Source organism: Winogradskyella sediminis (assembly GCF_003387355.1).
Lineage (GTDB): Bacteria > Bacteroidota > Bacteroidia > Flavobacteriales > Flavobacteriaceae > Winogradskyella > Winogradskyella sediminis.
Map to the genome: position 1 here is coordinate 751267 of NZ_QUNH01000001.1, position 12785 is coordinate 764051.

At 32.1% G+C, this 12785-nt stretch carries 12 protein-coding genes; 1 reads left to right on the forward strand and 11 read right to left on the reverse strand.

What is annotated here, in order from left to right:
* Positions 1 to 128 precede the first annotated feature (128 nt).
* The 9 genes from C8N41_RS17110 to C8N41_RS03315 all read right to left on the reverse strand — a co-directional run bounded on the left by C8N41_RS17110 (position 129) and on the right by C8N41_RS03315 (position 8287).
* Positions 129 to 392: a hypothetical protein gene (locus C8N41_RS17110; protein WP_249033232.1), complete on the reverse strand. Its 264-nt coding sequence runs from the start codon at positions 390 to 392 to the stop codon at positions 129 to 131.
* 280 nt (positions 393 to 672) lie between these two features.
* Positions 673 to 1359, reverse strand: a complete 687-nt coding sequence (locus tag C8N41_RS03280; protein WP_115838201.1) for a DUF4386 domain-containing protein — start codon at positions 1357 to 1359, stop codon at positions 673 to 675.
* Positions 1360 to 1588: 229 nt separating this feature from the next.
* Complete coding sequence (locus C8N41_RS03285; protein ID WP_115838202.1) at positions 1589 to 2416, reverse strand: alpha/beta hydrolase; 828 nt, start codon at positions 2414 to 2416, stop codon at positions 1589 to 1591.
* Positions 2417 to 2467: 51 nt separating this feature from the next.
* Complete coding sequence (locus C8N41_RS03290; protein WP_249033233.1) at positions 2468 to 3088, reverse strand: hypothetical protein; 621 nt, start codon at positions 3086 to 3088, stop codon at positions 2468 to 2470.
* A gap of 240 nt (positions 3089 to 3328) precedes the next feature.
* Positions 3329 to 5104: a helix-turn-helix domain-containing protein gene (locus tag C8N41_RS03295; protein ID WP_249033234.1), complete on the reverse strand. Its 1776-nt coding sequence runs from the start codon at positions 5102 to 5104 to the stop codon at positions 3329 to 3331.
* A gap of 266 nt (positions 5105 to 5370) precedes the next feature.
* Entirely contained in the window at positions 5371 to 5820 is a 450-nt protein-coding gene (locus tag C8N41_RS03300; RefSeq protein WP_115838204.1) for a thioredoxin family protein, read from the reverse strand.
* Positions 5821 to 5841: 21 nt separating this feature from the next.
* Positions 5842 to 6549, reverse strand: a complete 708-nt coding sequence (locus C8N41_RS03305) for a hypothetical protein (RefSeq protein WP_115838205.1) — start codon at positions 6547 to 6549, stop codon at positions 5842 to 5844.
* Positions 6533 to 7681: an acyltransferase family protein gene (locus tag C8N41_RS03310; RefSeq protein WP_115838206.1), complete on the reverse strand. Its 1149-nt coding sequence runs from the start codon at positions 7679 to 7681 to the stop codon at positions 6533 to 6535. Before C8N41_RS03310 ends, C8N41_RS03305 begins: the two co-directional genes overlap by 17 nt.
* 12 nt (positions 7682 to 7693) lie before the next feature.
* The gene (locus tag C8N41_RS03315; protein ID WP_115838207.1) at positions 7694 to 8287 is read right to left on the reverse strand and encodes an ankyrin repeat domain-containing protein; all 594 of its coding nucleotides are present in this window, start codon (positions 8285 to 8287) and stop codon (positions 7694 to 7696) included.
* A gap of 237 nt (positions 8288 to 8524) precedes the next feature.
* Between C8N41_RS03315 and C8N41_RS03320 the strand changes: the two genes are divergently transcribed.
* Positions 8525 to 10639 (forward strand): helix-turn-helix domain-containing protein, encoded by a 2115-nt coding sequence (locus tag C8N41_RS03320; RefSeq protein ID WP_115838208.1) that lies wholly within the window; start codon positions 8525 to 8527, stop codon positions 10637 to 10639.
* A gap of 386 nt (positions 10640 to 11025) precedes the next feature.
* Here C8N41_RS03320 and C8N41_RS03325 read toward each other — a convergent pair whose 3' ends face one another.
* Positions 11026 to 12321, reverse strand: coding sequence for a TRAP transporter large permease (locus C8N41_RS03325; RefSeq protein WP_115838209.1), 1296 nt, complete (start codon positions 12319 to 12321; stop codon positions 11026 to 11028).
* Positions 12321 to 12785, reverse strand: a complete 465-nt coding sequence (locus C8N41_RS03330) for a TRAP transporter small permease (RefSeq protein WP_115838210.1) — start codon at positions 12783 to 12785, stop codon at positions 12321 to 12323. The genes C8N41_RS03325 and C8N41_RS03330 overlap by 1 nt, the downstream gene beginning before the upstream one ends.

Consider the following 12785-nt stretch of genomic DNA (forward strand, 5'->3'; position numbering starts at 1 on the left):
GTTATTTTTTTTTTTTGAAATGCTTCCTTTCGCTTTATTTGTTCTTCGAGATTCCATTCAAAATCAAATCAAAAAGTGTGGTTCTAATTCTTTGTCTTTTACAGCCTGTCTCATCATTGGCAAGTATTTTAATCGAACTTCATTATCTGAATGTTGAATAACATTGCATATCGTCCAATTGCCACGTTCACCTGCCATTTCTTTCGTAGGCCATCCATATATTTATCTAGAATATTCTTTACTTTTCTTTCATTGACGATATGGTTCTTCTCATAGATTGCCTGTTGTTCTTTAACTAAATCCGATTCAGTTCCATATATTTTCATAAGTGAATCTCTTAAGGTGATTGGTCGCTGTTCAGCTTTCCAAATGGTATCGAGAACTGCAATCAAATTTTCTTGATTCTCCAATGTTGTCGAGATTCTTTCTGACTTGGTTTTACTAGAGCAACTCATAGTTAATATTAGACTGATTAATAAAATATTTTTCTTTCGTTAATAATTTTTTTCATTTTGTTGCTAATGAACGCCAACGATCTCGGCTATGAGTAGTTTCTTGGATAAGCACTTAACGTTGCAAGTATAAACCAAGCTGAAAATCTGTGAGGATTTTCAGAAGTAGGATAGAAAAGCAATTACTTATAGTCACTGTTGTGTTCCGTTTAATTTAATTTTAATTATCGCTAGGTCTAATTCCATAAATTAGCAAATAACCAATCATCCAAAATTCTCCAATGGTTGCAGGTAGGGTAAGAAAATTATTGTAGCTAAAATCAATTCCTATGTAGTGTATAACTGTAGAAATTAGATAGCCTATACCACCTAAAATAATTATTCTTCCTAACCAGACAGGCAACCTTTTAGATTTGATAACTATGTATCCCATTGGAAATAGCCATAACCCGAAAAATAGGCCACCAATACCCCAAGCATTCGAAATAATATTTTGAAAAACCTGAATTAGTAAAACTTTGTCTTCCATAGCACTTATTTCAGAATTTGCAATACCTATTGCTGAGGCGATTGAAATTGCACTTATCATAATGGCTAAAGCATTTACCATTCCCCATATACCTAGAGTCCAAGCTTCCCATTCATAATTATCTTTAAATAATTTGAAAAACCAAACTGCGGTAAGAGCCTGAGAAATTACTATGCCAAATTCTAATAGCAACCTAATTCTTGCTGTAGATTCTAATTCTACTAAATTTGTTAGCGTTTGTTCAGGATTACCAGACACAAATATTTGAGAATGAAAGACCATAAACCCTAGAATTCCTGTAATAGCCATCATTAAATACCATAAGCCAGTTATTCTAGCGGTCTTAATTAAATTTTTCTGTTCTGTATTTGCAATCATAGATTACTTGTTTTTATTATTTTATACTAATTCTGACTCTGTAAAAGGGTAATTGTTAAAGTTTTGCCTTAATGGCACTCAACGTGTTTATATATGGTTTGTTACGTGTTTTAAGCAACTAATTACCGACCAAGAAAGTCCGCAAGGACTTTCGCAAATAGGCAAAAAGCTAACAATAAATTATAGACAGTGTTACCAAGTGTATTTGTTGATATTACCAGCTTCGAAATCATTCCTCTCGATTAATATATTTTAACCCTTCGTATAAAGCTACTAATGGTACAGAGCGATGGTTTTCTTTTTCAAAATATTCTATTTCGATATTTAGAGGTTTATCCGATTTCTTTGTTATTAAAGTATAAAGAGAGTCGTGTCTTTGTTTATTCCTTTCGTAATTAGCCTCTCCTTGATTGGCAGTAGCGATATACAATTTTTTATCTAATGATATTGAGGAAATAGAATCAACTTTGTTTTTCATCATCTCCTCATTCCACCAAATACTTGGGTCTATAGAAATGTAAGCATTGAAAACGCTATTTTCATCCATATAGGAATTTAGTGTAAGTAGTCCTCCTAAAGAGTGCCCAACAAGAGTTCTAAACGGTTCTGTCTTATACTTTTTATCAATATAAGGTACTAGTTCTTTCTCAATGAAATTCAAAAAAATCCTTCCACCTCCCATAGTATTCGGTCGTTTGGTCTTAATTTTTGTAACTGTAAAATCTCGTTCTCGGTCAACATTCTCTATGGCTATAATAATACTTTCAGGCATTAAATTGTTTCGATTCCTATTAGAACTCATAAAATGTACTATTCCAGATGCTGTTTTAAAATGAGTGTATCCATCCAATACTATGATAACCGGATATTTTTTATCAATTTCAGATGAATTATTGTATGAATCAGGAAGACTTATTAAACAGGTTCTTTCTTCATCTAAAATATTAGATTTAATAACGAATTTACTTCCTACTATAATATCTGTTTCATTCTGTCCAAATGTGGTTTGTACTCCTGAAAGAAGAATATATAAAATTACAAATGTCAAATTTTTCATAGTTTGCTTTATATGTTTGGTAACAGTAGAATATATGCAATAGATAAATTTTTATAACCAACTAAACCCTAACCCTACATTAAAGATTACTGCATCTCTATGTGCATCTCCTGTTAAAGACGTACGACCCAAAACTAATTTAGACTGAACATTAAGTGCGAAATTTTTCTTTTTATAAATTTCGTAACCTGTGCTTGCCATAACAGCACAACCAAAGTTCCAATCGTCATTTACATCGTCTTCAATATCATATAGTGCTGGCGAATCTATGGCTAAACCTATTCCTCCATGAATCCACCAACGATCTTTTACCCAATATTGTACAGAAGGAATAAAGCCACCAAAGTGTCTGTCATTATCCTGAAATTCATAAATATTTCCTGGTATAGCGGCAGTAATGGCAAGATTTTCATTTAACATATATCCCAACTTTAAATCTGGAAAAACAAACGTTCCTTGAGATTTGTCGAAGGTTTGAATGCCTGCACTGTCTTCTAAACTGATTAGTCCTCCTCCTACTGAAAATTCAATGATAAAGCCTTCTCGTTGAGTTGTTGTTTCTGTATTTGTGTTGTTTTGTGCGTATGTTAAACTAGATACTAATGCAAAGACTACACAAGCCGTTCTTAATAAAATTTGCTTTTTGATTGTTTTCATTATAATTGATTTCATGATTGTTCGTTTTTTGATGGTGCAAATTTGAGATATAAGAAGACTGTAAACGTCCGAGATTATAATTTCGGACGAATTCAAGTATGAAAATGAAAGCTGTTTGAATTTTAAATTTGTTAGGTAAACTCTAGTGGTGTATAGGAGTAAAATAATTTTAAAATCTAAATATTAAGTAAGAATAATGCATCTAAAAATTAATTTAACGTCTATTAACTGAGATAAAGGACTTGTAACTTTACGTTATTTAGTATTAGATTTTACCCATTTACTAGGTGTAGTGCCCTCTGTTTTTTTGAAGTACGTGTTAAATACGCTTTTAGAATTAAAACCACTGTCATAAGCTAAGCCAAGAATAGTTAAATGTGAGTTTTTTGGGTCTATGGCTATTGATTTAAAATGATTTAAGCGATATGAATTTACAAAGTCATTAAAATTAAGATGAAAAGCTTTATTTATTACGTAGGATATTTTATTAGTATTTAATTCAAACACATCAGCCACGAATTTTAAACTCAATTGTGGATTTAAGAAAGGTTCGTCCTCTTCAAAATAAGAACGTAATTCTTCTTTAAGCGTTTCTATTTGTTGAGCATCTAAAATGATTGATGATGGTTTTTCTTCGTCTATTTGATGGTAATTAACGTCTTCAATGGACAAATTAGACTTGTGTAGCTCGGAAAACGCTTTGGTATTATGTAAGGGTTGTAAAAAAGGTTCTTGTCTATAGTTTATCACTTGTCCACGTCTTTGCTCAATCATTTCTTTTAAGCGTGTAAACCCTTGTTCTATATAACTTGAATTGCTTAAAATAAAAACATCATAGGGGACTGGCATCGTTTCTTCGTTTTGAAATTGTAACCATTTTGTCATCATTTGCTCCGGAACTTCAACATCCTTATTGTTGATGAGTTGAAATAATAGATTTTTCTCCTCTTCTAAGGTAGTGTCCTGAATAAAATATTGAAACTGTTGACTTTTGTTTAGCCATATTAAACAGAAACATTTCAAATGATGTGCTAATGCTAAATCAGTATTAAGTGTTAGAGCGTAGTTTACATTTTCTAATGCTTTATCAAACTTGCGTTGGTAGTAGTAAATGCTAGCTAATGTGTAATGGTTATTTGCGGATAGCGGATCTACTTCTAATAATCTGTTTGCATACGTTAAAGCCTTATCAAAAAAGCCAAGCGCTATAGAAAGCTCTGTCATAGCTTCTAATCCATCAATATAATTAGAATTAATATCTAAAGTTTTTTCTATATGTATATATGCATTTTTAAAATCCCATTCACCCCAAAGAAACTTCCCTACAAAGGATAGCGGATATTCGGGTAGTGCTGTTTCTATTTCTTTAGCTATTAATAGATTGTTAACGGCTAAATCCATAGCTTCTTGGTAAGGCATATAACCCCAAACGGCCAATAACCCATAGCATTGTAAATTGGCATAATAAGCTTTAGCATAATTTTTATCTAAGTCAATAGCTTGATTATAATATGATATTGCTTGATTTAGACTTTTTGGTGTCCATTTTAATTGTAATGAACGCCCTTTTAAAAATAATTGATAAGCCTCGACATTATTTGTAGGTTGTTTAATTAAATGGTCTTGTACTTCAAAATGCCCAAAATTGTTTCGGACTTCATCTGCTATGGCAAGACTCACTATATCTTCCAATTCGAAGATATCTACTAATTCTCTATCGAACTTTTTAGACCAATATTGTGTACCATATTTTGTGTCTATTAATTGACCTGTTATGCGAATGCTATTGTTTGATTTTCTAACACTTCCTTCTAAAACAGTAGCCACACCTAATTGATTTCCAATATGTCGAACATCAATATTTTTATTTTTAAATGCAAATGAAGATCGTCTTGCAATAACCTTTAAGCCATTTATTTTTGATAAGGCATTAATTATTTCTTCAGTAATACCATCACAAAAAGATTCGTTGTCAATATCATTACTCATATTGACAAAAGGTAAGACAGCAATAGATTTCTCGTTGATCAAAATGATGAATTAATCACACAAATTTATAAAATTAAAACTTTAAAACTATGAGAGCCAACGATTGTTGTGCAGTTTATTAACTAAGTTTAGATATAAAAGAAAATAAGACTATAAACAAATCGATAATTTGGACATTTACTACACTATTTACGCATTCTTCTTGATAGGGGATGTTGAAGTGTTGTAGTTTTAAAGCTTTAGGACTTGTGTTTTTCCATTAAATAGCATGAATTGTTCGTTTTTCGATTGATGATTTCTGTTTTTAATTAAATGTTAAGAAGCATTTCAAGGAATTTTGTTTTCCCAACTTTTCCTACCGCGTAATCAATGACTTTTCCTTCAGGATCAATGAAAATTGTTGTTGGTGTAGCACCAATATTGTATTGTTTTACTAGAGTTTCAGAATTCGGGTCATCAATATTAATTTCTAGTGATACAACTTTAGCGTCCATAGCTTTCGTAACTTCATTATCAGCAAAGACTTCACGCTTCATAATGCGACAAGGAGAGCACCATTCCGTAGTAAATAATACCATAATATTTTTATCAGAATTATATGCGAGCTTTTGAGCAGATTCCAAGTTATCTTTCCAAGTAATATCATTTGAGGGTGCATAAAATGAGTGCCAAGCATACCAAAGTGATACGACAAGAAATGTTAGCCAGAAAAAACTCCAAAACGGATGCGTTTTCTTTTTTGATTTAATTTTTTTCATGATTCTATAGTTCTAAATTGTTTAATTTTTATTTTGAAGTTCTGTATAAGTGTCTTTTAGCTTCTTTAACGATTCAATGCCGTTACCGTAAGCTTCTCGATTTTGCGCAATCGTAGTCATTCTTGTTAAGACCATATTTTCAAAATAAATGTCTTTTCCGTAAGTGTCTGAAGAAATGCCCATATCCCTAAATTTAACGTTTCGCATTAAAAAGTTTTCATAATACGCTTCAATTGCTTGTTGTTCTGAAGCTTCAAGTTTTCCTATAGGGTTGAATGTCTCGTATGTTTCAGAGATAGCGTTGCGTAAGTTCAGATCATCAAATAATTTTAAATCACCAGAAAATTTTAAATTTTCATAGGTTATCATAACTGGATAAAACTTTTTAGACATGATTAAATAGAATGATTTTGTCGATAATTTTGGGTTATCATAATCTTTATATAATAAAATTTTAAATACTGTATCTAATTCTTTGAGCATTTGCAATGCCTCATCGTCTAGAAGCGTTAACTTTTTTAGGTTGCGATCTGCTTCATCATGCAATTGAATTAGGTATGAATTTCGTAACTCTAATCTCTTCTTATCATTTGAATGCTCGTTGATTGCCAGTGCGATAAGGATTCCGAGAATAACAAGAATAATTTCTCCAGTTGCATAAGCAAAATAGTTGGCGAACTTATTTTTGGAGAGCATTTTTTGTCTATTTTTTCTAAATAATTTTATCATGGTTTCCTGGTTTATCACATTGAAAAACAGTGTTTTGTGTGGTATTTTGAATCCTATTTGATTTTTTCTGTACGACGCTTTTAAATTTCCACTTAAGTCCAAATAATGGTCTTAAAATTGTAATTCTTTTTAAGATGAATTCATAGATAAGAAAACAGACTATAAACGTAAATAGCGTGATTCCTATATACGCTAGTATAGGATGAAGGTTTAAAGGCAGAATAAATAATGCACCTGCATATAATACAAACATGTGAATAATATAAACAGGATAGACAGCTGCACTCAAATAGCTTAGTAAGGCACTTGGTTTATTAAGGTAACTGTATCCTATTCCAAATAAACCCAATATCCAAGTATTAGATTCTATAGTGGTGATATACATATTTGATATGGACTCATATCCTGTAAACCGAATAACAAATAAAACAGACGCTATGCCTATATATAACCATTTCCATTTAGAAACGGTTAGCCAGAATGCTTTACCACTATACACAAAAAGAAAACCAAAAAAGAAAGCAAGTAGCCCTATAAAAAACCCATGCCAAGTTTGAGCGTACAGTTCAAATAGCTGAGGTTTAACAAAACCTATTTCTATCATAAAAAATACGGATATTGATAATGGTCCTAAAGCATAGGTCATCACTTTTGAAATGGCTTTCTTAAATTTTCCTTCTTCGTTAGTCTTCAAATAGTAAAACACAGGTGACAACACTACGACATAGACAAAAATGTTTCCTAAAAACCATAAATGTCCCATATGCGGAAAATAACTCAATGGCATATTATAGTAGTTTTGAAAGACTAAAAAATGTAACGGAGTGATAGCTAAAATACCGAAAACAAAGGGTAAAAGAATTCGTTTACTGCGCTCTATGAATAATTGCTTCCAATTTCTTTTTTTCATTGCAAAATATAAGCCCATTCCCGATACAAAAAACAGTAAGGGTATCCTCCAAACATTGAGCATGGTCATTGGTTTCCAAAGTCCTTCTAAAGCGTCTTCACTTCTTATAAACCCTATAAACATGGCCCAAGGTTGAAATATAATCGCTATATGGTAAATCAGTAATAAACCTATAGCAATGACTCTAAGCCAATCAATATCGTATCTTCTTTCTGTTGTCATCTTGTTTTATGTTTATTGTAGCATCATTGCAACAACAGGACGTGCCTTTTGTAATTCATCAAGATCTAATGTAAATCCCATTGGTTTTAATTGCTGAATTAACATTTCATAGATAGGTTTCATTTGAGCAAAATCTGCCATTGCTGTTTCTCTTGCTGTAGCTCCATAATTATTACGAACCGTTTTATCTGCTTTTGCATCAATAAGTAATTGTACTATTTCGATTCGTCCAAAGAATGCTGCCGTGTGTAAAGCTGTACCACCATCATTATTTTTTATAGACAAATCTGCATTTGCATTGATCAATACTTTAGCGATTTCAGGTTTATTAAAAGTGGCTGCAGACATTAAAGGTGTAGAACCAGACATGGCCTCTTTTTGATTAATATCAGTCCCAGCTTCAATATGTTGCTTAACTGCATCCAAATTTCCCGTTAAAACAGCTCCGTGAATATCTATATCAGGTGCGTTTACTGTTTTTGTTGCTTTAGCGGAATCATTTGAACTTGTTTCTTTGTTAGATTGTGCGCATGAACTCATTATTAAAAGCGTGAAGAATAACATTTGAATAGTCATTCTAATTGAAGTGATTTTAAGTGTTTTCATAATTTAAATTTATAATAATTAATAATTTGATTTTTGTTTCTACAAAGATGCGATACTAACTTAGTTGGTTGATAATCCGCATGAAGCCTGTTGTGTCAAGTTTGGTGAGAGATTGAAAATTATGACGCAGGAGTATAAATTATGACGCAAAAACTCATTTTTTGATAAAGAACTTTCAACTATAAGCGACATAGTGTTTAAATAAAAATTTCTACTTTTGGAACAGTACAAAGCAACATGTCTAACATCTCACATCAAGAAAAATTTATTGAGCAAGCTCAGTCGCTTATTTTAGAGAATATCTCTAATGAGCAATTTGGAGTTTCAGAATTGGCAGACCTCATGAATATGAGCCGATCAAATTTGTTGCGGAAGATTAAGAAACAAACACAAGGTAGTGCAAGTCAATTTATTCGTGAAGTTCGACTTCAAAAAGGGATGACGATGTTAAAAGAGACGGAGCTTACTGTTTCTGAAATTTCTTATGTGGTTGGGTTTAGTAATAATTCCTATTTCATCAAATGCTTTAAAGACTATTATGGGTATTCCCCAGGCGAGGCCAGAAAAAAAATAGGTGAACAAACAGAATTTGAAGATGAATTTGAAGTTGAAGGAGATCACCAAAACACAGAGATTATTGAAGTTACTAAGAAAGGTTTTTTTCAACAGTACCGTATTCAGATAATAGTAGGAATGGTCTTGGTTATAGTACTAGTACTATTTTTGCTTCTTCCAAAAGAAACAATCAATTCTGAAAAAAATGTCGTCAACCTTAAGAAATCGATAGCAGTATTGCCGTTTAAAAATATGAGTAGTGATTCTGATAATCTGTATTTCGTAAACGGACTAATGGAGTCGACGTTAAACAATTTACAAAAGATTGAAGATCTCCGCGTAATCAGTAGAACCTCTGTCGAAAAATATAGAAATACAAATAAAACGGTTTCGGAAATAGCAGATGAGCTCAACGTCAATTATTTAATTGAAGGAAGTGGACAACGCGTTGATGATCAGGTGGTGTTAAATATCCAATTGATTGACGCATTGAACGATACACCTATATGGGCACAACAATACAACCACAAAACAGAAGACATTTTTTCTGTACAAAACGAAGTGGCTAAAAAGATTACTGAATCTATAAAAGCGACAGTAACACCAGCAGAAATACAACAAATTGATAAAAAACCAACAGAAAACTTGTTGGCTTATGATTATTACTTAAAAGGGCTCGAATCGCTTCAAGAAGAAACTAAGGAGAGCTTAGAATTTGCTATTGCTTTATTTGAAAAAGCTATCGAACAAGACACGGAATTTGCGCTCGCGTATTCTCAGATTGCGATAACATATTATTATTTAGACTTAAACCAAGCTGAAAAACGGTATACAGATATTATAAATAACAATGCAGATAAAGCGTTGCTTTATGATTCTAAATCTGCTAAGAGTCTTATCGCAAAAGCACTTTATTATATTAATGTTAATGAATATAGATTGGCGATTCCGCATTTAGAAAAAGCCTTAGAATATAATCCAAATTCAAGTTCTGTAGTTCAAATACTTGCCGATTTGTATTCACGCGCCACTCCTGATACAGGTAAATATTTACAGTATGCGCTAAAAGGTTTACAGCTTGATATTGAGGCAAATGATTCAATAAATAAAAGTTTTATGTATTTGGCATTAAGCAATGCTTTTGTTCAAAATGGTTTTACAGATGAAGCACAGAAGTATTTAAAATTATCTTTAGATTATAATCCACAGAATTATTATGCTCCTTTTTTAAAAGTTTTTATACAATACGCACAGCATCAAAATATAGAAAAGGCTACAGATGCATTAGTGAAACTATGGAAAAAAGATACAACGCGTTTAGATATAATGCAGGAAGTGGCAAAGTTCTATTATTTTCAAGAAAAGTATGATAGTGCTTATTATTACTATGATAAATTTGAAAAAATCAAGGAAATTAATGAGTTCAATGTATATCCACAAGAAAATCTAAAAATTGGAATAGTATACGATAAAATGGACTTTCATGAGAAAGTTGAAGACTTTTATAGAGCCTATGCAGAATATTGTGAAAATGATCAATCTATATACCAACCACTTAGTTTGGCTATGAAATATTTACACGATGGTAACCAGAATCGCGCTATTGAGCAATTAAAGTTGTTTGCGACTAAAAATAACTATCAATATTGGGTTTTATTGTTTCTTGAAGAAGACCCACTGTTGAAATCCTTAAAACACCATCCCGACTATGATGAAGTTATTCAAAAAATTAAAGATAGATTCTGGGAAAATCATAATCAATTGAAAATATCCTTAAAGGATAAAAAACTTATATAATCTTATAACTATATTATATCTGTTAGTCAAATATTTGGCTTCAAATTTTTTTTCAATAGAGTTAAATGTAAGTTCGAATTCTTTAATTAGAGTAATTAGAGATTTAATCAAAACGTCAATTGATACAAAGTTTTATATACATATAATGTGCCATACATCTATATTTAAAACCCAATTTTACTCCATATTATGCAGTTTTACTATATCATATAGAATCGTAAATAAAAAAGCCTGACAGAGATGTAGGGCTTTTTTATTTTTATGAGATTATAGTAATAAGATGGATATTATAATGGTATCATGATCCATTTTTCCTATAATAGGATATTAAGTGATAGCGTGTCTAATTATTTATAAACTCAGAAGAATATTTCCTAAAAAACAGTTTAATATCCAAATAAACCTGGCAACCATAAGCTTAATTCTGAAAAATACGTAACCAAGAGTAAGGAAATGATCATGGCTGCAAAAAGCGGTAAAAGTGGCTTAACCACTTTCTCTATAGTTGTATTTGCTACACCAACTCCTACAAATAATACCGACCCTACAGGTGGCGTACAAAGGCCAATGCATAAATTTAGAATCATAACGATACCAAAATGTACAGGATCCATGCCAAGCTTTTCTACGATAGGTAAAAATATTGGAGTAAAAATGAGTATTGCTGGTGTCATATCCATAAATATACCAACTACCAATAATATCAAATTAATAATTAGTAATATCACTATAGGGTTATTGCTTGCTCCTAATAAAGCTGTACTAATATCATTTGGAATATTCTCGTAAGACATGACCCAAGACATGCTCGTAGACGCACCAATTAAAAGCATTACAATCGCTGTAGTGCCGCAAGCTTCTAACGATATTTCTGGTAAATCGTTAAGGGTGATCTCCTTATACCAAAAGCCTAATATTAACGTATAAAGAACAGCAATAGCAGATGCTTCTGTGGCTGTAAAAATACCGGCTACAATACCTCCAATCACAACGACAAGTAACATTAAACTAGGAAAAGCTCTAAAAAATGTACGTCCAACGTCTTTTAATGAACTTTTCTTTCCTACATTGTACCCTTTCTTTTTCGCCCAAAAAGAAGCAACAATCATAAGAAATAATCCTGTTAAAATTCCGGGAATATAGCCTGCTAAAAACAAGGCAGCGATAGAGACACCTCCACTTGCTAAGGAATATACAATGAGCACATTACTTGGTGGAATTATTAGTCCTGTAGTGGAAGATGTAATGTTTACAGCTGCTCCAAATTCTTTTGAATAGCCTTCCTTTTCCATTTCGGGTCCTAAAATACTTCCCATAGCTGATGCAGATGCCATGGCTGATCCTGCTATGGCTCCCATTAACATGGCGGCAATGACATTAATTAATGCCAATCCACCGGGAAGCGCACCTACAAGTGTTTTAGCAAAATCGATTAAACGGTGTGCTATACCTCCTTTATTCATAAGTTGACCAGAGAGTACAAAAAACGGTATGGCTAACAAAGCAAAACTATCTAAACCTGTGGCCATACGTTGCGATACAGTGGTTAACGCAGGAAGCACGGCTATACTTGTCATCATTGTTAATAATGATGAAATGGCAATACTCCATCCTACAGGAACACTTAGTAATAATAAACCAATAAAACTTAATACTAAAACGAGTATAGGTAGATATTCCATTATAATTGTTTGTTTATAATATCAGAAAGTTTGTAATAAATAATCAAGATGCCACTAATAGGAATTATCGCATAAACCACAGCTAATGGAATTTGTAATGCAGGCGAAGACTGTTTTAATGTAAAGGTGATATATACTAAACGTAATCCTCCAATTACAAGTGCTGCAAAGCAAAAAACAATAATAACCCAATTAATAACCACCTTTAAATTTGTTTGTCCTTTTTTACTCAATCGCGATGGCAATAAATCTATGGCAACATGTAGTCGCTTTCCAGAAATATAAGCAGCTCCTAAAACACCGACCCAAATCATGAGATATCGTGCTAATTCGTCTGTAAATGAACTTGGAGTGCCCATGACAAATCTTGTAAATACCTGCCACAAAACGTTTATAACCATTACGCCCATAATTAGTGCAAGTGATGTGCCCAATACTTTATCCACTTTTTGTCTTAATTTCAT